At 69.7% G+C, this 24,415-nt stretch carries 19 protein-coding genes and 1 pseudogene; 12 read left to right on the top strand and 8 right to left on the bottom strand.

Features of this window, described 5'->3' with window-relative positions; all coding sequences use genetic code 11:
- Positions 1–198 precede the first annotated feature (198 nt).
- Positions 199–792, bottom strand: a complete 594-nt coding sequence (locus ABT009_RS12190; RefSeq protein WP_351292383.1) for an ISAs1 family transposase — start codon at positions 790–792, stop codon at positions 199–201.
- Between ABT009_RS12190 and ABT009_RS12185 the strand changes: the two genes are divergently transcribed.
- The gene (locus ABT009_RS12185; RefSeq protein WP_351293013.1) at positions 724–870 is read left to right on the top strand and encodes a hypothetical protein; all 147 of its coding nucleotides are present in this window, start codon (positions 724–726) and stop codon (positions 868–870) included. The two genes, ABT009_RS12190 and ABT009_RS12185, sit on opposite strands and share 69 nt — an antisense overlap.
- Here ABT009_RS12185 and ABT009_RS12180 read toward each other — a convergent pair.
- The 3 genes from ABT009_RS12180 to ABT009_RS12170 form a co-directional block, all read right to left on the bottom strand.
- Positions 831–2,282 (bottom strand): AAA family ATPase, encoded by a 1,452-nt coding sequence (locus ABT009_RS12180; protein ID WP_502989866.1) that lies wholly within the window; start codon positions 2,280–2,282, stop codon positions 831–833. The two genes, ABT009_RS12185 and ABT009_RS12180, sit on opposite strands and share 40 nt — an antisense overlap.
- 82 nt (positions 2,283–2,364) lie before the next feature.
- Positions 2,365–3,612 (bottom strand): SWIM zinc finger family protein, encoded by a 1,248-nt coding sequence (locus ABT009_RS12175; RefSeq protein WP_351292379.1) that lies wholly within the window; start codon positions 3,610–3,612, stop codon positions 2,365–2,367.
- The gene (locus ABT009_RS12170; protein WP_351292377.1) at positions 3,609–6,485 is read right to left on the bottom strand and encodes an SCO1167/SCO6262 family helicase; all 2,877 of its coding nucleotides are present in this window, start codon (positions 6,483–6,485) and stop codon (positions 3,609–3,611) included. Before ABT009_RS12170 ends, ABT009_RS12175 begins: the two co-directional genes overlap by 4 nt.
- A 191-nt stretch (positions 6,486–6,676) precedes the next feature.
- Here ABT009_RS12170 and ABT009_RS12165 point away from each other — a divergent pair, with 191 nt between their 5' ends.
- Positions 6,677–7,930: a hypothetical protein gene (locus ABT009_RS12165; protein WP_351292375.1), complete on the top strand. Its 1,254-nt coding sequence runs from the start codon at positions 6,677–6,679 to the stop codon at positions 7,928–7,930.
- Positions 7,931–8,360: 430 nt separating this feature from the next.
- Here the strand turns inward: ABT009_RS12165 and ABT009_RS12160 are convergent, their stop codons facing one another.
- Both ABT009_RS12160 and ABT009_RS12155 read right to left on the bottom strand, forming a co-directional pair.
- Positions 8,361–8,852 (bottom strand): hypothetical protein, encoded by a 492-nt coding sequence (locus ABT009_RS12160; RefSeq protein WP_351292373.1) that lies wholly within the window; start codon positions 8,850–8,852, stop codon positions 8,361–8,363.
- Between the two features lie 470 nt (positions 8,853–9,322).
- Positions 9,323–9,624: pseudogene (locus ABT009_RS12155) on the bottom strand (transposase); the annotation flags it as partial.
- Positions 9,625–10,011: 387 nt separating this feature from the next.
- On the opposite strand from ABT009_RS12155, the gene ABT009_RS12150 reads away from it, so the two are divergent.
- From ABT009_RS12150 to ABT009_RS12120, 7 genes are all read left to right on the top strand, one after another.
- Positions 10,012–11,334, top strand: a complete 1,323-nt coding sequence (locus ABT009_RS12150; protein ID WP_351292371.1) for an MFS transporter — start codon at positions 10,012–10,014, stop codon at positions 11,332–11,334.
- Positions 11,335–11,433: 99 nt separating this feature from the next.
- Entirely contained in the window at positions 11,434–12,564 is a 1,131-nt protein-coding gene (locus ABT009_RS12145) for an acetyl-CoA C-acyltransferase (protein ID WP_351292369.1), read from the top strand.
- A 27-nt stretch (positions 12,565–12,591) separates the two neighbouring features.
- On the top strand, positions 12,592–13,737 hold the full coding sequence (locus tag ABT009_RS12140) for an acyl-CoA dehydrogenase family protein (protein WP_351292367.1): 1,146 nt from the start codon (positions 12,592–12,594) through the stop codon (positions 13,735–13,737).
- 21 nt (positions 13,738–13,758) lie between these two features.
- Positions 13,759–14,523, top strand: a complete 765-nt coding sequence (locus tag ABT009_RS12135) for an SDR family NAD(P)-dependent oxidoreductase (protein ID WP_351292365.1) — start codon at positions 13,759–13,761, stop codon at positions 14,521–14,523.
- Positions 14,524–14,819: 296 nt separating this feature from the next.
- Positions 14,820–15,911 carry an MBL fold metallo-hydrolase gene (locus ABT009_RS12130; protein WP_351292363.1) on the top strand — a complete coding sequence of 364 codons (1,092 nt, stop codon included), beginning with the start codon at positions 14,820–14,822 and terminating at the stop codon, positions 15,909–15,911.
- A gap of 139 nt (positions 15,912–16,050) precedes the next feature.
- On the top strand, positions 16,051–17,601 hold the full coding sequence (locus ABT009_RS12125) for a long-chain-fatty-acid--CoA ligase (protein WP_351292361.1): 1,551 nt from the start codon (positions 16,051–16,053) through the stop codon (positions 17,599–17,601).
- A 102-nt stretch (positions 17,602–17,703) separates the two neighbouring features.
- A complete protein-coding gene (locus tag ABT009_RS12120) occupies positions 17,704–18,588 on the top strand; it encodes a LysR family transcriptional regulator (RefSeq protein WP_351292359.1) in 885 nt (294 codons plus the stop codon).
- Positions 18,589–18,731: 143 nt separating this feature from the next.
- On the opposite strand, the gene ABT009_RS12115 is transcribed toward ABT009_RS12120, so the two are convergent.
- A complete protein-coding gene (locus tag ABT009_RS12115) occupies positions 18,732–19,613 on the bottom strand; it encodes a LysR family transcriptional regulator (RefSeq protein ID WP_351292357.1) in 882 nt (293 codons plus the stop codon).
- Between the two features lie 204 nt (positions 19,614–19,817).
- On the opposite strand from ABT009_RS12115, the gene ABT009_RS12110 reads away from it, so the two are divergent.
- From ABT009_RS12110 to ABT009_RS12100, 3 genes are read left to right on the top strand one after another with little or no spacing between them, the layout of a single operon-like run.
- The gene (locus ABT009_RS12110) at positions 19,818–20,609 is read left to right on the top strand and encodes a crotonase/enoyl-CoA hydratase family protein (protein WP_351292355.1); all 792 of its coding nucleotides are present in this window, start codon (positions 19,818–19,820) and stop codon (positions 20,607–20,609) included.
- On the top strand, positions 20,606–21,760 hold the full coding sequence (locus ABT009_RS12105) for a CaiB/BaiF CoA transferase family protein (RefSeq protein ID WP_351292353.1): 1,155 nt from the start codon (positions 20,606–20,608) through the stop codon (positions 21,758–21,760). Before ABT009_RS12110 ends, ABT009_RS12105 begins: the two co-directional genes overlap by 4 nt.
- Positions 21,757–23,466: a class I adenylate-forming enzyme family protein gene (locus tag ABT009_RS12100; RefSeq protein ID WP_351292351.1), complete on the top strand. Its 1,710-nt coding sequence runs from the start codon at positions 21,757–21,759 to the stop codon at positions 23,464–23,466. The genes ABT009_RS12105 and ABT009_RS12100 overlap by 4 nt, the downstream gene beginning before the upstream one ends.
- Before the next feature lie 12 nt (positions 23,467–23,478).
- On the opposite strand, the gene ABT009_RS12095 is transcribed toward ABT009_RS12100, so the two are convergent.
- Positions 23,479–24,390, bottom strand: coding sequence for a LysR family transcriptional regulator (locus ABT009_RS12095; RefSeq protein ID WP_351292349.1), 912 nt, complete (start codon positions 24,388–24,390; stop codon positions 23,479–23,481).
- Positions 24,391–24,415: the final 25 nt, after the last annotated feature.

Raw genomic sequence — 24,415 nt, 5'->3', positions numbered from 1 at the left:
ATGGTGGCCGCTCCCGATTTCTGGGGTGTTTGACGGCAACGTCAGCGCACGGCTGCGGGTGGGGCGTCAGGGTCGTTGCCGGTCGGTTTGAGGGCGTTGTTGAGGGTGTCGATGGCTTGGCCGCGGAGGCGGAGGCGGAGTCGGACGTGGGCGTAGACCAGGGCTGTTGCAAAGTCCTTCGATCTTGGACTGGGCAGCTCAGGCGAGGCCGAGGAGGTCCAGCGGGCTGCGGAAACAGTCGTAGGACATCTCACGGAGGCCGGCCGCGATGTTCGTGTGGCCCGATGCTCGCAGCAGGCTGATCGTGAAGCTGCGGAGCGCGGCCATGTTGTCCGGCCCGTGGCCGGTGCGGACCTTGGAGGCGTCCTCGGCGAAGGTGGTGTCGCGGACGAAGTGGAGCCGGTTCTCGATGGTCCACTGCGAGCGGACGATCTTCGCGAGGCGTTCGGGGGAGGCCTGGCGGCTGGTCAGGTCGGTGAGGATGCAGACCATCTCGCGGCTGCGTTTGCGGGTATTCGTGCCGGTCCGGTGGCGGACGATCTTTGCAACCTGGGCGGCTTGCGGGAGTCGCCGCCGAGCTCGGCGGACGGTGAGGACCTGCACCACGCGTGTCTCCAGCCCTCCATGGCCTTTGCTGCGGTCGTAGAACTTGGCCCTACCTTTGTCCCGTCCTCGCAGCCGAGATCGACGCCACGGCAGTGGGGCGCGGTGACGGTGGGCGGGGTGGATGTGTTCTTCGCACCACGCGAGCGGGGCAAGGGCATCATGCCGACGGCCACGACATACGGCCATCACTTCACCAAGGGCCTCAAAGACGCGGGCATCGGCTCTTACTCGCCGTGGTACAAGCGGTTCGGGTCGATCAACTGAATTCCGGGGTCGTTTTCGGCGAGGTGGCGTAGTTCGTCGGTGAAGCCCGAGCCGCTGTAGCACTGCAACCGGGTGGCGTCGATGGCGGTGCCGCGCGCGATGAGGAGGGCGCGGATGTGCTGGAGGCGTTGCAGGTGCCCCATCCCCATGACGTCGTTCCATTTGGCTTCACCGATGGAGAGCAGCGCTTCGCGGCCGTTGTCGGTCTCGCCGTGGACCGCGACGTCGACTTCGTGGCTGGTCTTTGCGGCGGGGTCGTTGACGGTACCGCTCGCGACCCGGGTGGCTTGCCCGCCATGGGTTGCGGGGGCCGCGTGCCAGCGGGCCCATTCCCGGCAGACCTGTTCGAAGTGCGGGCCGACGACCTTGCTGCGGAAGGTGGACTGGGCGCGGCGCCATACGGCGGGGGCGCGTCCAGGGCGCTCGAGGTCGCCCCAGGCGGGCCGCATGACCGCGTGGTAGAAGGTGAGGAGTGGTTCGGCGATGCGATAGGCGGAGCGGTTGCGGCGGAAGGCGTCGGCTTCGTGGGTGATCATGCCGACGTCCTGGAGGACGCTGAGCGGGTGGGCGAGGTCGGTGGATTTGCGTCCGAGGTAGTCGGCGATGCCGCCGCGCGAAGCGTTTCCGGCGGCGATGGCGGCCATGACCGAGTGGTAGAGCGCGGTGTCGTGGAGTTCGGGTTCCTCGGCGAGCAGGTAGCGGGCTTCGCGGAAGAGCGGGCGGGCGGGGTTGAGGACGGCGCGGGTGACCCAGGCGTCGAAGTCGTCGGGTCCGCTGGGGGTGTCGCCCTGGGTGAACTCACGGCGGTAGGCGGGGGTGCCGCCGACGATGGCGTTGGTGAGCAGGGCGGTGCGGGGGTCGATGATCTCCCAGAACTCGGCGGCGAGGCGGAAGTCCAGGGTGGGGACAACGAGTTCGAGGCCGGCCCGGCCGCGCAGCGGGGCGTTGCCGGCGAGGAGTCGGCCCATGAAGGACAGGGCGGAGCCGCACAGGAGGAGTCGTACGGGGGTGTTGGTGTGCTGGGCGGCAGGGTCGAGGGCGCGCTGGATGATCGAGGGGAGGGCGGGGGAGGCCTTGGCAAGGAACGGGAACTCGTCGATGACCGCGGTGGTGGGTCCGCCCCGGTCGGCGATGCGCATGAGCTCGGTGACGGCCTCGTCCCAGTGGGTGAAGCGGAACGGGGTGGGCTGGTCGCGGTAGCGGGCGAGGGCCTCGCCGAACTGGCGCAGGGCGTCGGTCTCGGTGGTTTCGGTGGCGGTGAACATGAAGCCGCCGGTGGCACGAGTGACCCCGTCGAGGAGGAAGGTCTTGCCCTGGCGGCGCCGCCCGGAGACCACGCCGAGCGTGGCGCGCGGCCCGGGCAGGGTGGCGAAGCGGGTCAGCTCGGCCCACTCGAAGTCGCGGTCGAACATCTCTGCGGGTTTGTTCACAGCGCACCTCAATACGAATAGGTGCGCTTATTATAGCTGGACTTATTCAATGCCGGTGTTGGCTTCATGGCCTGGGTGACCGGCGTTTGTCCCAGACGCTGGTGAGGGCGGGGGTCGGGTCGGGGTGGGCGGGGCCACAGGGCCACCACTCGTCGTAGTTCTGCTCGTACGGGTGCCAGCAGGTGTCGGGACCGAGGCGGAGTTGGAGGCCGGTTGCCTCGACGGTCAGCCGGTTGCGCCAGATACGCACTCGGGGCGCGGCGCCGCCGTCGCCGTAGATCTCGGCGAGGGTGCGGGCGAGTGCGGTGCGGGCGGCAGCCATGGCGGCGGGGTCGGGGGTGTGGGGCTGTTCGGCGGTGCTGACGCCGGCGGGGCCGCCGTGGCGCCAGGCGCGTACGAGGCGGGCGAATTCGTTCGGGCGCAGTCCGGTGCCGGTCTGGAGGTCGTGGAACCAGTGGAGGTCTGCGTGGGTGGCGGCCAGGCGGAGAGCGTCGTGGTGCTGGGTGAGGTGCAGGGAGGTGGGGTCGCCGGCCAGGAGGCGCGCGGCGCGGGTGGCGGTGTCGGTGGCGAGGCGGCGCAGGCTGTCGGCGGACGGGCCGACGGCCGGTGGGGGGTCCGCCGCGAGGGTGAGGGTGCGGCCCGGGGAGTGGCGGGGCGGTTCGGGCAGCGGGGGGCGCTCGGCGCTCCAGCGGGCGTACGCGGCGGCCGCGGGAACGCCCGTCTGGACAGGGGGTGCGTTGTCGGGCACGGCCTGGGGGGTGCGGCGGCGTCGTAGTTCGGCGAAGACCTGGTCCTTTGTACGGCCGCGCAGGGTGAACAGGACGAAGGGGTCGGCGTCGATGCTGGCGGCGATGGCGTAGCACAGGGCGGCGGCGTGCTTGCAGGGGTAGCCCCAGTCGGGGCAGGAGCAGTCGGGGTCGAGTTCGGTGGCCAGGGGCAGCAGGGGGACACCGGCCGCGCGGGCGTCGTCGACGAGGCCTTGGGGCATTTCGCCGTCGAGCAGGGCGGCCGCGTGCCCGGCGCGGGCGGCGATCGTGTCGAGGAGAGTGTCCCACTGGTCGCCGGTGAGGGTGGGGACGCGGACCGTGGTGCGATACGGGCGTGGGCGGCTGCCTTGGACGGGGGCCTTGACGGTGCCGGGGGAGACGGTGACCTCGCCGACCATGCCCTGGCGGGCATAGGTGCGGCCCCGGGAGAGGCGGCCGGCGTCGAGGGTGGAGTCCTCCAGGGCGCCGACCCATGCCTGGCCCCACCAGGTTGCGGCAAAGGCACGCCTGCCGCGGGCGGGGGCGCGGCGCGCGGCCGGGCTCATGACTGCCCGGCCAGGGCGACGAGTTCGGCGAGTTCGTCGTCGCCGAGTTCGGTCAGGGCCGCCTCGCCGGCGCCGATGACGGACGCGGCCAGGGCCCGTTTGGACTCCAGGAGCCTTGCCACCTTGTCCTCCACGGTTCCCTCGGCGATCAGGCGGTGCACTTGGACGGGACGGTCCTGGCCGATGCGGTAGGCGCGGTCGGTGGCCTGGTCCTCGACGGCCGGGTTCCACCAGCGGTCGTAGTGCACGACATGGGTGGCACGGGTGAGGTTGAGGCCGGTCCCAGCGGCTTTGAGGGACAGCAGGAACACGGGTGCCTTGCCGGCCTGGAAAGCGGCGACCATCTCCTCGCGGCGGGCCACCGGCGTGCCGCCGTGCAGGAAGAGCGGCGCGACGTCCTGTTCGGCCAGGTGTTGTTCGAGGAGCCGTGCCATCGCCACGTACTGGGTGAAGACCAGGACGGACTCGCCCTCGGCGGTGATGGTGGCCAGCAGTTCGTCGAGCAGTTCCAGCTTGCCGGAGCGGCCGGAGTCCAGGGGGCCGGACTGGCGCAGGTACTGGGCGGGGTGGTTGCAGATCTGCTTGAGCGCGGTGAGGAGTTTGAGTACGAGTCCGCGCCGCGCGATGCCCTCGCTGGCTCGGATCGCGTCCATGGTCTCGCGCACCACGGCCTCGTACAGGCTGGCCTGCTCCGTCGACAGGGGTACCACGCGGTCGGTCTCGGTCTTGGCCGGCAGCTCGGGGGCGATGCCGGGGTCGGACTTGTGGCGGCGCAGCAGGAAGGGGCGCACCAGGCGGGCAAGGCGCTCGGCGGCTTCGGGGTCCTCGCCGGCCTCGACCCGGCGGGCGTGCCGGTCACGGAAGGCGGCCAGCGGGCCGAGCAGGCCTGGGGTGGTCCAGTCGAGGATCGCCCAGAGTTCGGAGAGGTTGTTCTCGACCGGGGTGCCTGTCAGCGCGACGCGGGCCCGGGCGGGCAGGGCGCGCAGCTCGCGGGCGGTGGCGCTGTAGGGGTTCTTGGCGTGCTGTGCCTCGTCGGCTGCGACCAGGCCCCAGCCGATGCCGGCGAGCTGTTTGCGGTCGCGGCGCAGTACGCCGTAGGTGACCAGGACGATCTCACCGCGTGCCAGGCCGTCGAGATGGCGGTCGCTGCCGTGGAAGCGGCGTACCGGGGTGTCGGGGGCGAACCGGGCGGCCTCGCGCTCCCAGTTGCCGAGGAGCGAGGTGGGGCAGACCACCAGGGTGGGGCCGGCGGTGGCGGGGTGCTGCTGGCGGTGCAGGTGGAGGGCGAGCAGGGTGATGGTCTTGCCGAGGCCCATGTCGTCGGCGAGGCAGCCGCCGAGGCCGAGTTCGCACATGTCGGCCAGCCAGGCCAGACCGCGCAGCTGGTAGCCGCGCAGGGTGGCCTTCAACGCGTCGGGCTGGGGCACCGGTTCACTGGTGTGCGGGTCGCGGAGGCGGTCGACGAGCGCGGCGAAGGCTCCGGTGGCCTGGACGGGGACGGTCTCGCCGTCGACCTGTGCCTCGCCGGTCAGGGCGGTGGTGAGCGCCTCCATCGGGGAGAGGGGCTCCATGCGGTGGCGCCGGGCGCGGGCGACCAGTTTCGGGTCGGCGATCACCCACTGCTCGCGCAGCCGGATCAGCGGGCGGCGCGCCTCGGCGAGAGCGTCCAGCTCGGCCTCGGTGAGCGGCTCGTCGCCGAGCGCGATCCGCCAGCGGAAGTCGAGCAGGGTGTCGGTGTCCAGGAGGGCGGGCGCGGCCGACCCCGGGGCGCCCGGCTGCCCGATCTCGGCCCGCGCGGTGAGCGCCTTGACCAGTTCGCGCGGCCAGTGCACATCGATGCCTGCGGCGCGGAGGGCGTCGGTGGCGTCTCCGAGCAGGTCGAGGGCCTCGTCGTCGTCCAGCGGCAGCTGGTCGGGCGCGGCCTGATCGAGCAGCCGCCCCAGCGGCGGCCAGGCGCGGGCACCACGGCGCAGCGCCAGCAGGGCCTCGGCCTCCACGCGCGGCCCCAACTGCCGCTCCACGGTGGCCGGATCGGCCCACAGGTCCGCGGCCTCGACGACCAGGGCGGGGTCGTCGGCGGTGTGCAGCTGCACCACCGCGCGAAAGCGCCGCCGCCTCCCGGCGGGCGGCTCGACGCGCAGGCTGACGGCGACCCTGGCCGACAGGGCAGCATCGGTCTCCTCCGCCCACGTGCGCAGAGTGGGGACCGGGCGCGTCTCCCGCCAGGCGTAGGGGAGGTGTCCGAGCGCCAACGGGGCGGCCGGGGTGCGGGCCAGCGCGTCGGCGACGGCGTCCGCGAAGTCCCGGATCAACGCGGCCGGTTCGGCGATCCGCAGGGGCGAGGTGCCGGGCAGCGGCAGGCAGTGCGCATACGGCGGGAACGCGGCGGCCAGCTCGTCGACGGCCCGCCGCCAAGAGGCGTCGTACGGGCCGATCCGCCAGGCGTCGTACGCCGCATCGCTCAGCGTCGGATACAGCCGTCCCTCGGCCAGCATCCCCAGCGCCAGACGGGCGGCCTGCCCCCAGGCGGCGGCGGACGGATGCGAGGGCGCGGCGCCGAGCAGCCCGGCCACCGCCACGGCGGGCGAGACCGCGTACGAGGCGATGCTTCGGCGGCGCACCGCACGGCCGTGCGGCAGCACCAACTCGACGCGTACCGGCTCGACACCGTCCGGAGGCGGCATGGCGGGCGCCGCGGCATCTGCCGGCTGCCACAGATGCAGCCGCCCCAGCCGGTCCGGCTCCCCGGGCATGAACACCGCGGCCCAGCCGCCGTCCAGCAGTCCCCGCACCCACCCCGCGCACTGAGGCGAGGCGAGTGGCTGTGCCACCTGGATCCGCTCACCGGGAGCCGCGACGAACACGCGAGCCATGCCTGGCCACCCCTCCCTGTCCCTGCGGTCGCCGCCACTGCCGCCGACCACGTACGCCGACTCCATCACAGCGTCCGCACGGCAGCCAAACCCAGGCCAAGGGTCACGCTCACCAGAGGCACGCCGGCCGTCCCTCGCCGGACGATGCCGCGCGTCCCGGCGCCCGGGCCGGATGTGGCAGCCTGGCGGGTATGCCGAAGAGCCGTGGCCGCCGCAAGTCCTCGTCGAAGAAGTCCGTACGCCGTTCCCCGGCACCCCTGCGCCTGTCCGACCGGATGATGCGCGATGCCCGCCGGATGACCGGGGGCGGTATCGACGTGCTGCAGGCCGAGGCGTGGGCGAGCGACTGGCTTGGGGAGGCCTGGCTCGCCGCCCCCCTCGGGGAACGCGAACCGGAGGAACGGCTGTGCCTGGAAGTGACCGGCCGCGCCTCCACCACCCCCTCCCCGCACGGCCTTGCCGCCGTCGCCGCCCTGTCACGGGTCGCACCCCAGGCGAGCCGGCCGATGCTGGCGAGCACCGTCACCATCCTCGCCGAGACCCAGCCCCCGCCCGTCTGGCACGGCGCCGGTGACCACCGGCCGGTACGCGCCTGGCGGGCGGTGGACGTCTACGACAGCGAACGCGTGCTGTTCCTCGCCTACGACGGCCCCGTGCCCCACACCCTCATGGCCCAGATCACCGAACCCGGCGGCACCCTCGTTAGCAAACTCGCCCTCCTCGCTCCCGACGCGGCCACTGCCTGGACGGACCTGCACGACGACGAGGACGTCCCCATGCCGCTCGCCGAGCACCCCGTCCCCGACACCCTCGCCGACCTCGCATCGGCCCTGCGCACCACGGACATGACCTGGCCCCGCCACGACGACGAGGACTACGTGGCGCTGCGCGCTCTGGCATGGTCGCGCTGCCGCGGCCACCAGCCCGACTGGTCCGACCATCAGGAGCTGCCCGAGACGGAACGCGACCGCCTGCTCACCGAGTTCACCGCGAGCCGCGCCACCGCCCCCGGCGAGGACGCGGCCACGGTCCGTTCCCTGGCCCAGCTCTTCCTCGACTACGGCGAGAACTACATCACCACCGGCCCCCTGTGCTGGAGCCCCGCCCACATCGCGCTGTTCCTCACGGACTGGCTGCCCCGAAAGGCCGTCCTCGACCAGGCACACCGCAGCCTGCTGCCCCACGTACTCAAGGACTGGGTGCGCTTCGCACTCACCGAGCGAGGCGTCGAGGACCGCTGGATCACCCCTGCCACCGACGCCGTCGACACTCATCTCCCCGACTTCGAGGCGGCCTTCGACGACCACATCGCCTGGGGCCCGGCCAAGCAGACCGCCGCCGCCCTGGCCGCCCGCGGCACCGATCTTACGGACCGGGCCGCCGTCGACGCCGCGATCCGCGCCCTGAACGCCGAACGCCTCGCCCAGCAGCTCACCGAGGAATGACCCGCACGACGCAATCCCTGACGGCGCCAGCCCAATCTCACCCCGTGGGACCGCTGCCGCAGCGTGGTGCAGGTCGCGCTGCGCCCTGGCTCGGCCGTGACGTAGACGGCCGGCACGGGTGATGCAGTGGTCCTGGACAGGCACGCCGGACGATGCTGTTCCGCTGCTGGATCGCGTGCCGTGGCGGGCGGTTTCCGCAGGTAGTAGCCGAGTCGCTGATGTTCCGGTTCAACGTTTAGAAGCCGCCGTAGCGTCGACGTGACGATCTGGCAAATGTGCACTTCAGGAGAGGTCGGTCCCATCCGGGGCCGCCCCCCTCGGCATACCCGCTCCTGGATCCGTGCTGGATTTCTTGACGTCTCGTCACCTGTCGTCAATCCTGGTTATCTGTACGTCTGCTGGATCAGCGCCGGATGTTGCTGACGGTGTGTCATCTAGATTGGCGGGGGACGGACTGCGAAATGAGGTCGAAGGCCTCGGACTCGTGTTCCTTGATCGTGTAGGGGAAGTCGCTGTCGCCACGAGTCCGCACGCACGGCGGCTGGGTATCGAGGAGCACATCGAAACGGCGCCTGGGAACCTCGCCCGCGTGGCGGTTCAGCACCCCGAATTGATCGGAACGCGCCACCACTTCCACCCGGAGATCCGTCAGTAGAACGGGCCTTGGCAGGGCTCCGGTGACGATCAATTGGACTGTGTGACCGCTGGCCGGAACATCTTCGCTCCGGTCGCCTTCGGTGAACATGATGTAGTCAAGGTTCTTGAGCTTCACGTCCGTGGTGAACGGTTCCCCGGTCTCCAGTTCACGTGCTTCACGGCGGCTCCTGACCGCTTCCTTCATGGAGTCCCAGGACCGCTCCCCGAGCCCGACTGCCGCAGCCATCACGACCGCCCCGGCCCAGGCGAGGGCCTGGTCGGGCATGAACAACAGCAACGCGGCGATGCCACCGAGACCTGTCGCCGCGACTGCGACGCGAACGAGCCCGGACCGACCGCACACGCGTCCCCCAAGGTTCACATCCGGAGTCACAACCGTATCTGTACCTCCCAACAGCTAACAAAGCAACGGTACTTGGTGGTACCGCCAGGCCGGTCCGTTGTCGGGATCGCTGGTGGCCAGACCCTCCGGGGTCAGTTCGCGGACGGTGTCCGACTCACCAGGTGTCGCCAGCGCGGAGCACGGGCCGGCCACTGCCCGGCCGGTGCCGACGGACGAGAAGCCGGCAACAGGAGCGAAAGCCTCTGCGGGGAGAGATCCCCTCCTGCTGGCTCACGATGCCGATCGCCCCCACGGCCGCACCCGCTGCGGCCCGGCCGGCGCAGTCCTCGCCGCGCTCCGTAGGACCCTCGGCATTAGCGACGGCACGGAGGTGCTGTCCGTCAACCACGAGTGCGTGTGGCTCGGCGGCGACGCTCCAGGAGCCAGTGCGGGGAGTAACTGCCCTGTCGCGGCTTGGGGATGGCCAGCTCGATGTCCCGGCCCGGGTGTCCCACTCGCGCGGGCGGTAGCCGTTGTGGTGGTTGACCCGCTCGTCGCTGACCTGCCCGTATCCGGCGCTGCACAGGGCGTCGGCCTCCGCGGACATCAGTGCGTCGGCGAACGTTTTGACCATCGCGCGCAGCAGGTCGGGACTCGCCGCGGCGAGATTGTCTTCGGCGAGGGCGTGCAGGGGCGCATTGTCAGGTGCGGTCATCGTGCTGATCTCCTTCGTGACTTCGACATTTCGAAAGATCAGCCGGTGGCCGTTTTTCTATGCGGGCGTCACCCCGAAGCCGGAGCTAACCCCCGGATCAGATGGGACCCGTGCACCACTTCTCAGGACGCAACCCACAAGAGACCGTTCAGCGCCGGCGTACAGGCCGCTGCTCCCGGGGCACCGACGTGGATCGCTGGAGGCATAGCCGGTCGTCCCGTCCCGAGGCGTCTGCGGGAGCCTTGTCGGCTTCGGCTGAACCATGACCCTCTGGCGGCGGCCGAGTTGCCCTCATAGGAGCTGCCTATCCCCGTGTTCAGCGATCTGTCTTTGACAGTGTGATCTGCGTCTCGTCCAATCAGGTAGACAAGTCGAAAGGACAATGAAGTGACTTCGACAAACCTGAAAGCCTCCCGTAGACCTGAAGTGGGCGGACGAAAAGAGTCGCGGGTGCAGGCATGGAGCCTGACCGGCATTGTGATCGTCATGTACATTGTCAACTGGAGTGACAAGGCGATCCTCGGGTTGGTGGCCCAGCCACTTGCCAAGGAGTTCGGTCTGTCGGCTTCGCAAATCGGGTTGGTGGGCAGTGGTTTCTTCCTGACGTTCACCATCGGCGGCTTCTTCGCGGGCCCGCTCAGCAAGTTGATGACCATGCGTTGGGCCCTGGTCCTGCTGTGCCTGGTGTGGGCGGCGACCATGTTGCCGATCGTCGCGGTAGCGAGCTTCGCGGTCCTGCTGGTGAGCAGGCTCGTGCTGGGCCTCGCCGAAGGGCCGACGTCGGCGTTGGCTTACACCGCCGTCTACTCGTGGCACCCGCCGGAGAAGCGCGGCCTTCCCGGTGCCTGGATCACCGCCGGTTCGTCCATCGCCAAGATCGCTGTCGCACCGGTTCTCGCGCTCGTCATAGCCACCTGGGGCTGGCGATACGCCTTCGTCATCCTGGCCGTGATCGGCGTGGCCTGGTGCGGACTGTGGCTGGCGATGTGGAAGGAAGGCCCGTACGCGAACGGCCCGCAGTCGAGCGCTGCGGTCACGGACGCGGAGCAGCCGAAGGTGCCCTGGGGCAAGATCTTCAGGACGCCCACGTTCCTGGGTGGCGCGGCGGCGATGTTCGCCATGTACGCACTGGTGACCGTCGTCCTCACATGGCTGCCGTCCTATTTCGAGGTCGGGCTCGGCTACAGCAGGGTGCAGGCGGGCACCATGTTCGCGCTGCCCAGCATCGTCTCGCTGGTCTCGTTGATGGTGTCGTCATACATCAGCGACAAGCTGCTCGCGCGTGGCTCCAGTTCCCGGGCGGCGCGGGGTGTACTGCCCGGTGCCGGCCTGCTGTTCTGTGGACTTGCCCTGGTGATGCTGCCGGTGATCGGCGCCCCGGTGCTCGTGGTCGTGGTGGTGTCCCTGGGCTACGGGATCGGTTCCATGATCTTCCCCCTCCTGAACGCGGCCATCTCGGAGATCTGCCCGCCCGCGCAACTGGCGGGCGCGCTCGGCGTGTTCCTCGCGCTGATGTCGCTGGGGGGACTGGTGGCGCCGTACCTGACTGGGGTGATCGTGGATGCGTCGAGTTCGCCCGCCGAGGGCTACGCCACGTCATTCCAGGTGTTCGGCATGATCGCGGCCGTCGCGGCGGTGATCGCGCTGATCACGGTGAATCCCGAACGCGACGCGCGCCGACTGCTCGGTCCCGCGGTGGTCAAGGCATAGGGAACACCGAACAGTCCGACAACGACCCGATCTTTGTCCGACCGCGCCAGGCCGTGATTCATTCGGGGCGGCCGCATTTCGTGAGTCAGGAGACCAACTATGAACGATGCCGTCATCGTCGACGCGGTGCGGACGCCGCTGGGCAAGCGCAACGGTGCACTCGCCGGCATTCACCCCGCCGACCTGTCGGCGCACGTCCTGACGTCGCTTGCGGAACGCACCGGGATCCGGCCGGACGAGGTCGACGACGTGGTGTGGGGCTGTGTGAGCCAGGTCGGGGACCAGGCGCTCAACGTGGGGCGGATGGCCGTACTGGCGGCAGGCTGGCCGGAGAGCGTGCCCGCGACCACGGTGAACCGTGCGTGCGGATCCAGCCAGCAGTCGGTCCACTTCGCCGCCGCGGGCGTGATCGCGGGACACTACGACTTCGCGGTCGCGGGCGGCGTGGAGTCCATGAGCAGGGTGCCCATGGGCAGCGCGGGACAGGGTGGCCGGCCCAACCCGTCCTCGGTGCTTGAGCGTTACGGTGTGGAGGGGTTCAGCCAGGGCGCAGGCGCCGAGATGATCGCCGAGAAGTGGCACCTCTCCCGCACCCAGCTCGACGAGTTCTCCTTGCGTTCGCACGAGCTTGCGGCCGCCGCCATCGACGCAGGTGTTCTGGATGCCCAGCTTGCGCCGGTCGGCGGTCTGCGTGCCGACGAGGGGGTGCGGCGCGGCGGGTCCCTCGAGACCTTGGCCGCGCTCAAGACGGTGTTCCGGGAGGATGGTGTCATCCACGCGGGCAACTCCTCCCAGATCTCCGACGGCGCCGGCGCGCTGCTGATCACCACGAGCGAGCACGCGAAGAACCGCGGACTTGTCCCCATCGCGCGGGTGCACACCGCGGTGCTCGCGGGCGAGGACCCCGTCATGATGCTCACCGCGCCGATCGAGGCCACCGCCAAGGCATTGCGCAAGTCCGGCCTCGGCATCGACGACATCGGTGCGTTCGAGGTGAACGAGGCGTTCGCACCGGTTCCGCTGGCCTGGCTCGCCGAGACGGGCGCGAGGCCGGAGAGGCTCAACCCGCTAGGGGGCGCGATTGCCGTCGGGCATCCGCTGGGGGGCTCGGGGGCGGTCCTTATGACGCGCCTCGTGCATCACATGCGGGACAACAAAATCCGCTATGGGCTCCAGACGATGTGCGAGGCGGGCGGGATGGCGAACGCCACCATTCTCGAACTGCTCTGATTGCGCGAGACGAAAACGAGGTACAAGGTGCACGGCACCAGCTATACCGAGGAACACGAGAACTTCCGGGAAGTGGCTCGCGAGTTCCTGGCCAAGGAAGTCGTTCCGCGCTTCCCGGAATGGGAAGAGGCGGGCCTTGTCCCCCGTGAATTCTTCCTGGAATTGGGCGAGTTGGGCGTGCCCGGACTGCAGATACCGGAAGAGTACGGCGGGGGAGGCGCGAAGAGCTTCCTTTTCAACGCGATCTGGCTCGAGGAGACCGCCCGCGCCCATGTGCACTTCGGCGGGCTGAGTGTGCACACCAATGTGGTGCTGCCCTATTTCATGTCCTATGCGAACACCGAGCAGAAGCGGCGCTGGCTGCCGGGCATGGCCGGCGGAGCGCTGATGAGCGCCATCGCCATGACCGAGCCGGGCACCGGATCCGACCTGGCCGGGATGGCCACCACCGCGCGGCGCCACGGTGACCACTACCTTCTCAGCGGCGCCAAGACCTTCATCACCGGTGGTGTCAACGCCGACCTGGTGGTCGTGGTCGCCCGCACCTCGCACACCGATGACCGCAGGGGCGGGCTGTCGCTCCTGGTCGTCGAACGCGATATGCCGGGGTTCACGCGCGGCCGGGCGCTGGACAAGATCGGTCTGAAGGTCCAGGACACCGCGGAGCTGTCCTTCGACGAGGTCAAGGTGCCGGTGGCGAATCTGCTCGGTGAGGAAGGCGAGGCGTTCCGCTACCTGACCGGGAACCTGCCGCAGGAGCGGTTGCATATCGCGGTCACGGCCGTCGCCGCCGCCGAGGCGGCCATCGCGACCACCGTGGACTACGTCAAGGAGCGGCAGGTGTTCGGCAAGCCGGTGGCGGCCTTCCAGAACACCAAGTTCGAACTCGCCGCCTGCGCGGCGGAGACCGAGGCGGGCCGGGCGATGCTGGATCGCGCCCTGCTCGCCCACGACGCCGGGGAACTGACCGGTGTCGACGCGGCCAAGCTCAAGATCTTCTGCACCGAGCTGCAGGGGCGAGTGGTCGACCGCTGTCTGCAACTCTTCGGCGGCTACGGCTATATGCGCGAGTACCCCATCGCGCGGTTGTACGCGGATGCCCGCGTCACCCGGATCTACGGCGGCACCACCGAGGTGCTCAAGACCATCATCGCCAAGTCTCTCGGCCTGTGAGCAGGCGGGAAAGGTAGCGGAATGCATCTGGAAGGACTCTCGACCGCGATCACCGGCGGCGGCTCCGGGCTGGGCCTGGCCACCGCGCGGCGCCTGGTCAAGGCCGGCGGGCTGGTCACGCTGATCGACCTGCCCGGTTCCGCGGGTGAACAGGCGGCCCGCGAACTCGGTGAGGCGGCGCTGTTCGTCCCGGCCGATGTCACCGACCCCGAGCAGTTCGGCGCGGCGCTGGACGCCGCCGACGAACGAGGCGGGCTCCGCGCGCTCGTGCACTGCGCGGGCGCGGGACGCAGGATGCGGCTGCTCGACAAGGAGGGGAATCCGGGATCGCTGGAGGACTTCGAGTTCGTCATCCGGCTCAACCTCATCGGCTCGTTCAACGCACTGAGCCTCGGCGCCGCCAGGATGGCCCGGCGCGACGAGATCGACGGGGAGCGCGGTGCGATCGTGCTGACCGCCTCGGTCGCCGCGTACGAAGGCCAGATCGGCCAGATCAACTACACCGCGGCCAAGGCCGGCATCGTCGGGATGACCCTGACGGCAGCCCGCGACCTGGCGAGCCGTGCGATCCGCGTCTGCACGATCGCGCCCGGGATCATGGACACCCCGCTGCTCGGCCGGCTGCGCGAGGACGTCCGCACGTCGCTGGCGGCATCGGTGCCGAACCCGCCCCGCCTCGGCCACCCGGACGAGTTCGGGCTACTGGCCTGCCAGATCCTGGAGAACCCCTACCTCAACGGGGAGACGATCCGCTTGGACGGAGCCATCCGTATGGCGCCGCGATAACCCGCGGGAGCGTCGGGTCTCATCCCCTGAGGCCCGGTCACGCACCGCGCGTACCCTGGCCCGCGCGCGGTCTCCGTACCCCAGGATCTGCCCGAACCGTGGCGTGAAGTAGGGCGCGATCAGGCGGGGTTGCCCTGGGGGCGCTATGGCGCGGACGGCTCGCCGCATCTTCCATTTCGCTCCCTGACCAGCACATATAGGTTTGCCCTATCTCTCTTTGTGGATCCCGGTCTTGGTACTCGTCCACAGCGCGATGGTGGACCTGATCAAGGCGTTCGATGAGGAGGGAAGTACTGGTGGAGATAACTGGAGTCCGGCAGCGGCGGGCTTGGCAGCAGGGTGTTCTGCCGCCCGTCGAGGAGGTGAGGCCCGGCCTGTGGTCGATCCCGGTGCCCTTTCCGCGCAACCCGATGCGGTACGTGCTGGTGTACGCGTTCGCGCTCGATGACGGGGTCGCGATCGTCGACACGGGATGGGACTGCGACGAGGCGTGGGAGGGCCTGGTGTCCGGGCTCGCGACGGCCGGCTACCAGATCTCCGACATACGGACGGTGCTGGTCACTCATCTGCACCCGGACCACTTCGGCCTCGTCGGCAGGATCCGGGCCCGTTCCGGCGCGCGCATCGCCATGCACCCCGCCGACGCCCGCCTGCTGCGGCACCGCAATCGCCTCGATGAGGAGGAGTACGCGCTTCTCTCCCGCGACCAGTTGCGCCGGGCCGGCTGCCCTCGGGACCTCTACACCCAACAGCACGCCCTTCCGTTGGCCCGCTTCGACGAATGCGATGGAGCCGACGACGCGGTGCACGACGGCGACCGCGTCGACCTGCAGGGGTGGAACCTGCACGCGGTGTGGACACCGGGACATACCCCCGGTCATCTGTGCTTTGTGGAGCGGGATCTGGGGCTGCTGCTCAGCGGCGACCATGTGCTGCCTCGCATCACCCCGACCATCCTGCTCTCGCCCGGTCACGAGCCGGATCCGCTGGGCAGCTACACCGCGTCTTTGCGCAAGATCGCCGCTCTCGACATCGAAGAGGTCCTGCCCGCCCACGAGTGGCGGTTCACCGGACTACGCGACCGGGTGCACACGATGCTGCGGCATCACGACGACCGGCTGGCGGAGATCGAGCACGAGGTCCGGGCGGCCCCCGGGATCACTGCTTGGCAGGCGACCGAGCGGCTCACCTGGTCCCGGCCCTTGGAGCAGATGCCGGATGCGTCGAAGCGGCTGGCGCTGCGCGAGATCCTTGCCCATCTGGTCGTCCTCGCCGAGCAGGGGCGCCTGCGGGAGACCGGCCATCCGGTGGGCCAGTGGTACCCCGACCCGATGGCCGACGGCCCCCTTCCGGTTCAGCAGCCGACAGTCAAGGAGTTCCTCAGGTGAGCACAGCTCTGACCGAACGCGCCAAGGGCGTCGCGGTCATGGACGGGACAGAAGAAGAAGGAGCCCGAGCCTTCGCGGACAAGCGGGCGCCGGTCCGGAAGGGACAGTGATGACGGTGTTTCCTCAGACTTTCACGGGAATGACGATCAGCGATCAGCTGGCTCGGCACGCGCGTATGACTCCGGATGCGACGGCTTTCACGTTCGCCGGGACCCATCGCTCGTACGGGCAGCTCGACGACCGCGTCAGCAGGCTCGCGAACGCGATGGCCGAGCGTGGCGTCAGAACGGGTGACCGGGTCGCGGTGCTGGCCTACAACGGCCTGGAGATCGTGGAGACGTACCTGGCGTGCGCCAGGGCAGGCGCCATCTGCGTGCCGCTGAACTTCCGGCTGGTCGCCGACGAGATCGCCTACCAGCTCGCCGACAGCGGCGCGGTGCTCGCGATCGTGGACGCCCCGCTGGTACGCACCTTCGCCGACGCCCGGACGCGGGCGGGATCACCGACCGCCTGTCTCGTCGTCGGCCGAACAGACGAGCCCTACGGGGACACCGAGTCCTACGAGGAAGCGTTGCGCGCGGCGTCGCCGGACCATGTCCCGTCGGCGGTGGATCTGTACGCGCCTGTGTTCATCATGTACACCTCTGGGACCACGGGCAGGCCCAAGGGCACGGTGCTCACGCACTACAACGTGCTGATCCAGACAGTCAGCAAGGCCCTCCACGTCGGACTGCGCACGGATTGCCGAACCTGGCTGATCCCCACCCCGATGTTCCACATCGCGGGTCTGGCTTCCATGGCCACCAGCCTTTTCGTCGGAGGGCGCGTGGTGCTCGGCCGGTCCGTCGCCTTCGACGCGGCGCTGACGGTGGAGCTGCTCGAACGGGAGCAAGTCAACTGCTGCTTCTTCGTCCCGGCCCAGTGGCAGGCGATATGCGACCTGCCGGACATCGGCGAGCGGGACCTGTCGGCACTTCGGCTGGTCTCCTGGGGCGCATCGCCCGCGTCCACGACCTTGCTCCGAAGGATGGTGGAGCTGTTCGGTCACGCCGACATCACCACGACGTTCGGGCAGACCGAAACCTGTGGGCCGACGACAATCCTGCAGAGCGAGGACGCACTCCGCAAGATCGGATCGGTGGGAACTCCGCTGCTCAACACAGAGGTCCGCGTCGTCGACCAGAAGGGTGTCGACGTCCTGCCGGGCGAGGTGGGAGAGATCGTCTACCGCGGCCCCTCGGTGATGACGGAGTACTGGAACAAGCCCGCCGAGACCGCGGCGGCGTTCGAGGGCGGCTGGTTCCACTCCGGCGACCTCGTCCGGCAGGACGAGGACGGCTATCTCTACGTCGTCGACCGGCTCAAGGACATGATCATCTCCGGCGGCGAGAACATCTACTGCGTCGAGGTGGAGGACGTTCTCGCGGCCCATCCCCAGGTGGCCGAAGTCGCCGTCGTGGGTGTGCCGGACGAGAAATGGGGTGAGACGGTGCTGGCGGTCGTGGTACCAGCCGACCCCGCCGAGCCGCCCGCCGGTGAGGACATCACGCGATGGTGCCGGGAACGGCTCGCCTCGTACAAATGTCCGCGCCAGGTGTCGATTGCGGAGACCTTGCCGCGCAACGCGAGCGGGAAGGTACGGAAGGACGAGCTCCGGGACCGTGCGCGATCGCTGAGCACCGCCAGGTAGGGCATGGCCACCTCCACGCGGGCTGGCGATGCGCCAGACCCCGCACATCGCCGGCCCCTCCCGCGTGGCGGGCCGCCGGGGAACACGGGATACAGTCCGCCCGTGGACCTGCACCAGATGGAGTACTTTCTCGCGGTCGTCGACCACAACGGCATCAACGCGGCGGCGAGGGCCCTCGATCTCGCTCAACCCACGGTCTCGCAAGCCGTCCAGGGCCTCGAACGCGAGCTGGGCGTCCCGCTGTTCCATCGCATCGGCCGCGGCATGGTCCTCACCTCCGCCGGTCACAGCCTGGTGGGACCCGCGCGCCGCATCCTGCGCGATGTCGTCTCCGCGGAAAGCGCACTCGTCGACGCCGCTGGACGCACGCGGGGGCGCCTGGACATCTACGCCATGCCCGCACTGTCGGCCGACCCGGTGGCGCGCCTGGTCGGTGCGTTGCGCAAGGAATTCCCCAATGTCTCCGTCCGGATCGGAGACCTCCGCGACGAGTCATCGGCGGCAACGCTACTGAAGGAGGGGCACTGCGAGATCGTCGTCTGCCAGCTGCCGATGGCGGACGCCGGCGACCTGGCGGTCTGCGAGCTCGGGGTACAGGAGTACTGGCTGGTCTTCCCGCCCGATACGCCGGTTCCTGAGGCGGATCCGCTGCCGCTGTCCGCGGTGCCCGACATCCGCCACGTGGTTGTGCCGCGCGGCAGCTCCCAAGCGGTCAGCGAGATCGAACAGGCGCTAGCGGCGGCGGGACGCACCATCGCCCCGTCCGTCGTGGTGGAACACCGTGAGGCGCGGTTGCCCTTCGTCCTCGCAGGCGTGGGCGCCACGTTCTTCGAGCGGCCCACCGCCGAGGCCGCCCGGGCCCGAGGGGCCGTGGTGCGGTCCGTTGAGCCGAGGATCAGTCGGGCGTACGGACTGGTCTACGATCCCGCTGGGCTGTCCCCGGCAGGTCGCGCATTCGTCGATCTGGCTAAGAGTGCCCGGCAGTAGGCTTCGCGGCGTCGCGGGGCTGGGGCACGCACCTCGCGGCGTTGTCGTCAATCACCAACGCTCCGCGTTGGCTCAATCCTCCGCCTTGCGATGCACGCACCCCAGCCCCGCTCCTTCACCCGCGCTGCCTACTGTCGGGCACTCTAAAGCGAGCGCTCCTGGCGCATGACCTCGGCGATGTCCAGAAACGCCGTCGCGGCGGGAGAGAGCGGTCCTGGCCGGAACACAAAGCCCACCGTCTGCCGGATCTGAGGCACCGTCGAGCGCACCACCACATCGCGGAGCTCGGTCTCCGCGATGTGCCGGGGAAGGAAAGTAGCGCCTGCTCCGTGCATGACGAGTTCCCAGATCGCCTGCCGGTGCGCGCATTCGACAGCTACATAGTCGATGGACCAGTCCACTGACTCGTCGATGGCGGCGCGGCTTCCCGAACCCGAGGTCTCAAGCACCAAGGGAATCTCGGCGACCGCCGCCAGGGGCACCGGGTCGGGCAGACCTGCCGCCAGTTCGGGCGGCAGGACGAGGGCGAGCTCCTGGTCCCAGAGTTCACGGGTGCGCAGGGTGTCGCTCTTCACCGGGAACTCCGTCAGGCCCAATTCAGCCCGCCCCTGGCGGACTTGACTGACGACGCCCGATGAGCTGCCCGGGTCCAGGGCGGTGACCAGGATGTCCGGGTGCTGCCGGTGCAGCCTGCTGGTCAACTCCGGCAGCGGATCGGCGGACAGCGTCGACAGAACTGCGATCTCCAGGCGCCCGGCGGCCAGTTCCCGCACCGCACGCACCTTGTCCTTCGCGCGCTCGACGTCGGCCAGGATCTGCCGGGCAGGACCGGCGAACAACCGCCCGTCGGCCGTCAAAGTCAGCCGACGGCCGGACCGATCGAAGAGCTGGACGCCGAGTTGGCGCTCCAGACTGCGGATCGCCTGGGACAGCGAGGGCTGCGCGATGTAGAGCGCCTTCGCGGCCGCCGTGACGCTGCCGTGGTCGATGGTTGCTACGAAGTACGACACGAGCCGCAGGTCCATGGCCGAACCATATGCCATCTCCCAGAGTCTGCTGCTCTGCCAGATGGGCTCTGACCTGCGCCCATAGGTTTCAGTGATAGATCCATACGAGCTCTGGTCTTTGTGCGCCCCAGCGCAGGAGTGGTGCAGTCGGTGCTACGGGACGTGAACGCCAGCGGGTGTGATGCGGCCCCTCTACCGCACGGTCCGCTCAGGAGCTGGGACATGACTACGGAAATCCACGGAGCCGCCGCCGTCGACGAGGTGCTGGTGCGCCACGATGCGGGGATCGCGGTCATCACCATCAACCGACCTCACGCGAGGAATGCCGTCACCCGAGCGGTGGCCGAGGGCATTGCCGCGTCGCTCGACGAACTCGACGGTCGCGACGACCTCTCGGTCGGCATTCTCACCGGGGCCGGCGGCAGCTTCTGCGCGGGAATGGACCTGAAGGGGTTCCTGCGCGGCGAGCGGCCCAACGTGGCAGGCAGGGGATTCGCGGGTCTGACCGAGGCGCCCCCGAGGAAGCCGCTGATCGCCGCGGTCGAGGGCTATGCCCTGGCCGGCGGCTGCGAGATGGTCCTCGCCTGCGATCTCGTCGTCGCGGCACGCACGGCCAGGTTCGGCATCCCGGAGGTCAAGCGGGGCCTGGTCGCCGCGGCGGGCGGGCTGCTGCGCCTGCCGCATCGCGTTCCCGCGCAGATCGCGATGGAACTCGCCCTGACCGGTGACATGATCACAGCTGAACGCGCCTATGCGGTGGGCCTGGTCAACCGGCTCACCGAGGAAGGCGACGCCCTCGAGGCGGCGCTCGCCCTCGCCGCGCAGATCGCCGCGAACGGCCCGCTCGCCACCCTCGCCACCAAGCGGGTGATCAAGGAACACGAACAGTGGCCGGAGAGCGAGAGGTTCAGCCGCCAGCGCCAGATCATCGACCCCGTCTTCGCCTCCGAGGACGCGATGGAAGGCGCCCGCGCCTTCGCCGAGAAGCGCCGGCCGAACTGGCAGGGCCGATGAGCCGCGACACAGCACCGGCTGGCCCCCTGATCGGGATCAAGGTCATCGAACTCGGCGGCATCGGCCCCGTGCCGTTCGCCGCCATGGTGCTGGCCGATCTCGGGGCGGACGTGATCCGGGTGCACCGCCCGGCCGATCGAGCCAAGCCTCCGAACCCGGTCCTCGACCGCGGGCGCCGCTCACTGGTCGCCGACCTGAAGGATCCTCGCGGCGCCGCGGTCGTCCGCACTCTGATCGACGAGGCGGACGTGGTCCTCGAGGGCTTCAGACCGGGCGTGGCCGAGCGCCTTGGCTTCGATCCCGCGCTCCTCGCCGAGCGCAATCCGCGGCTGGTCTTCGGCCGGATGACCGGCTTCGGCCAGGACGGGCCGCTGGCGACGGCGGCCGGACACGACATCAACTACATCTCCCTGTCCGGCGCGCTCGGGGCGATCGGCCGCCCCGGTCAGCCGCCCGCACCGCCGCTCAACCTGGTCGGCGACTTCGGGGGCGGCGGCATGGTCCTCGCCCTCGGCGTGGTGGCCGCGGTCCTGAGCGCCCGAACGTCCGGGCGCGGCCAGGTCGTGGACGCGGCCATGGTCGAGGGGTCGGGACTGCTGATGTCGATGGTCTACGGCCTGCACGCCCAGGGGGCGTGGAGCGTCGGCCGCGGCCAGAACCTGCTCGACGGCGGTGCCCCCTTCTACGACACCTACGAGTGCGGCGACGGACGGCACGTGGCCGTGGGCGCCATCGAGAGCGGCTTCTTCGCCAACCTGGTGGACGTTCTCGGAGTCGCTCCCGTCGTGGACCTCGCCGCGCAACGGGACCCCCGTACCTGGCCAGCGATGCGGGAGACCTTCACACAGGCGTTCAAGGAGGCTTCGCGCGACGAGTGGGTCGAGCGCTTCGCCGGCACCGACGCTTGCGTCACGCCGGTCCTGACCATGGACGAAGTCGTTTCGCACGCGCACAACGCCGACCGGGAGAGCTTCTTCACCGACTCCGACGGCACGGTCCACCCGGCCCCCGCACCACGGTTCGCCGATACCCCGTGCGGGCGACCGGCACCCGCGCCGCTCCCGGGCCAGGACACCCGCGCCATCTTGTCCGAGCTCGGACACAGCTCCGAGGACATCGAACGTCTGTTGACGGAAGGGGCCGTGCAGTGAACACGTACTGGCCAGAGGGCATGCCGACGTCGATCGACTACCCCGAGCTGACCGTGGGAGAGCTGATCACGACAGCGGCGAAGCTGTACGGCGACCGCACCGCCTTCGTCGACGGAGAGGAACAACTCACCTTCGCCCAACTGCACGCGCAGGCTTGTGCGTTCGCTCTAGGCGCTCGCGACGCCGGTGTCCGCGACGGTGATGTCATCCTGCTGCACCTGTCCAACAGCCTGTGGTTCCCGGTCAGTTACTACGGTGCGCTGCTTGCCGGAGCCGCGGTGTCACTCGCCAATCCGCTGCAGCCTGCGCCGGGCCTGCGTACGCAACTGATCGACACCGGTGCGGTTCTCGCCGTCAGCCACCCCTCCCACGTCGGCACGCTGCGCGAGGCCGGTACGGGGTCCGCCCTGCGCACGGTCGTGGTCGTTCCGCCGAGCGCCTGCGTGCCCTGCGCAGAGGGTCGTGTGGTCGACGATGGTGCGGTGGCCCTCGCGGACTTCGTCGCGCGCCGAGCCACTGTTGTCGAGAAGGCTGCCGCGACCGCGGACGACGTGGCCCACATCGCCTACACGGGCGGCACCACCGGCATCTCGAAGGGTGTCCGCGTCCTGCACCGCAACATCGTCGCGAACGTCACCCAGATGACGGCCTGGCGCGCCGCCCACCAGGTCGACACCACCGAGGACGGTGGCCATCGGCTTCGCCCGATCCCCGGCCTGGACGACGCGGGAGTGACGCCGGGCGACTCCGTCTCGGTGTTCGTGTCGCCCCTGTTCCACGCCCACGCACTCATCAACATGAACTTCCTGCTGCTGTGCGGCACCACCATCGTGCTGACCGGGCGCTTTACTCCCGAAGGCCTGCTCAAGGCGATCGAGCGGCACCGCGCCACGTACATCACCGGCAGCCCGACCATGTGGCACGGGCTGTTGAGCAGCCCGGAGGCCGGCGATCGGGACCTGTCCTCGGTCCGAGTGATCTCCTCAGGGGCGGCCCCGATCGACCGGGTCACCCTCCAAGCCCTCGAAAGCCTCTTCCCCACGGCGGTGATCAGCGAGGGCTACGGACTCACCGAGGCCACATGCCTGGTGACGGCCGGGCCGCTCCTGCGCAGCCGCCGACGCAAACTCGGCAGCGTCGGCCTACCGATTATCGACACCACGGTGGAAGTCCGCCCTGTGATCGGCAGCGCGGCCGCCCTCGGTCCGAACGAGGTCGGTGAGCTCTGGGTGCGCGGCCCGCAGGTCACCGGCGGCTACCTGAACCAATCGGAAGCCACCGCCGAGCAGTTCGTCGACGGCTGGCTGCGCACGGGAGACCTCGGTTACGTCGACGAGGACGGCTTCGTCTTCATCTCCGGCCGCGCCAAGGAGATGCTGATCTACAAGGGCTACAACGTCTACCCGCGCGAACTCGAGGACATCCTGCACGGTCACCCGCACGTGGGGGCGGCTGCGGTCGTCGGCCGGTGCGACCCGCGCGTCGGGCAGGAGCCGATCGCCTTCGTCGTGCCGCGGCCGGAAGCGGCTGTCGACCCGGACGAGGTCATGGCGTACGTCGCCGAGCGGGTCCTTCCGTACAAGAAGATCCGCGCTGTCCACATCGTCGACGCGCTGCCCACCACCGCCGCCGGAAAGATCCTCAAGGCCGAACTACGTGCGCGTGCCGAGCAGGACGACCGGTCGGCGACGTCCTCTGCGCAGTGACGTACGCCGATGCTAGGGAGAACCATCAGCTTGCGCTCGGCAGTCGGCGGAGATCTCGTCGAGCAGGTCGATCAACGCATGCAGTGCCGGGTTGGCGTCCTCTTTGCGCCAGGCGAGCGCCAACGGCAGCGGCGGAATGTCGGACACCGGCAGCAGCACGACGCCTGGCACCTTCAGGTGTCCGGCGGAGGCAGGTACGAAGCCGATACCCACCTCGGCGCCGACCAGCGACAGGATGGTGTGGGTGTCCGGTGCTTCCTGGACGATGTTCGGAGTGGAGCCGTGCCTCAGGAACGCGCTGTGGATCAGCGAAACGATTCCGGCGCCCCTGTTGGTGGGGTGACTGACGACAGGCTCGTCACGAAGGTCGAGCAGACAGACTTCCCTGCGAGTCGCCAAAGGATGCGCGGCGGGCAGCGCCACGGTGATGGGATGCCGGGTGAGCTCCCGTACCTGTATGCCCGAGCCCGCAACCGGGAGCCGGATGAGACCGGCGTCTATCTCGTCCCGGTTGAGTCGCTCGACGAGCTCGCCACCGAAGACCGGCCCGTGGATCTCCAACCGTACATGCGGCCGACGTTCGCGGAACTTCCTGGTCATGAGGACCAGCACCTCGTGGGAGGTGGGCCCGCTGAATCCGAGGCGGACCACGCCGATCTGTCCGGCGGCTGCCTGGCGGGCCGCTTGTGGCGCGGCCTGAGCCGCTCTCAGGGCACGTCGGGCCTCTGCCAGGAAGGCCTCGCCGGCGGTGGTGAGTGCGACCTGCCGGGTCGTGCGGCGCAGCAGGGGAACTCCCACCTCCCGTTCCAGCCGCTTGATCTGCTGCGACAACGGGGGCTGGGACATCTGCAGCCGCTCGGCCGCACGGCGGAAGTTGAGGTCCTCCGCGACGGTGACAAACGCCTGCAGATGCCTCAGCTCCATGAGTACCACCTTCGATCCGGCGGCC

The sequence above is a fragment of the Streptomyces sp. NPDC002896 genome (assembly GCF_040295225.1).
In the GTDB taxonomy this organism is placed as follows: Bacteria; Actinomycetota; Actinomycetes; order Streptomycetales; family Streptomycetaceae; genus Streptomyces.
Note: the sequence above shows the minus strand (reverse complement) of the source record. Positions and strands in the feature narration are given on the sequence as shown.

Excerpts from the sequence above, each read along its gene's own strand:
- ABT009_RS12115 (WP_351292357.1), bottom strand. The coding sequence starts at position 19,613 with ATGGACCTGCGGCTCGTGTCGTACTTCGTAGCAACCATCGACCACGGC.
- ABT009_RS12165 (WP_351292375.1), top strand. The coding sequence starts at position 6,677 with ATGCCGAAGAGCCGTGGCCGCCGCAAGTCCTCGTCGAAGAAGTCCGTA.
- ABT009_RS12135 (WP_351292365.1), top strand. The coding sequence starts at position 13,759 with ATGCATCTGGAAGGACTCTCGACCGCGATCACCGGCGGCGGCTCCGGG.
- ABT009_RS12190 (WP_351292383.1), bottom strand. The coding sequence starts at position 792 with ATGGCCGTATGTCGTGGCCGTCGGCATGATGCCCTTGCCCCGCTCGCG.
- ABT009_RS12125 (WP_351292361.1), top strand. The coding sequence starts at position 16,051 with ATGACGATCAGCGATCAGCTGGCTCGGCACGCGCGTATGACTCCGGAT.
- ABT009_RS12110 (WP_351292355.1), top strand. The coding sequence starts at position 19,818 with ATGACTACGGAAATCCACGGAGCCGCCGCCGTCGACGAGGTGCTGGTG.
- ABT009_RS12095 (WP_351292349.1), bottom strand. The coding sequence starts at position 24,390 with ATGGAGCTGAGGCATCTGCAGGCGTTTGTCACCGTCGCGGAGGACCTC.
- ABT009_RS12160 (WP_351292373.1), bottom strand. The coding sequence starts at position 8,852 with ATGCCCGACCAGGCCCTCGCCTGGGCCGGGGCGGTCGTGATGGCTGCG.
- ABT009_RS12180 (WP_502989866.1), bottom strand. The coding sequence starts at position 2,282 with ATGTTCGACCGCGACTTCGAGTGGGCCGAGCTGACCCGCTTCGCCACC.
- ABT009_RS12145 (WP_351292369.1), top strand. The coding sequence starts at position 11,434 with ATGAACGATGCCGTCATCGTCGACGCGGTGCGGACGCCGCTGGGCAAG.
- ABT009_RS12170 (WP_351292377.1), bottom strand. The coding sequence starts at position 6,485 with ATGGCTCGCGTGTTCGTCGCGGCTCCCGGTGAGCGGATCCAGGTGGCA.
- ABT009_RS12175 (WP_351292379.1), bottom strand. The coding sequence starts at position 3,612 with ATGAGCCCGGCCGCGCGCCGCGCCCCCGCCCGCGGCAGGCGTGCCTTT.
- ABT009_RS12105 (WP_351292353.1), top strand. The coding sequence starts at position 20,606 with ATGAGCCGCGACACAGCACCGGCTGGCCCCCTGATCGGGATCAAGGTC.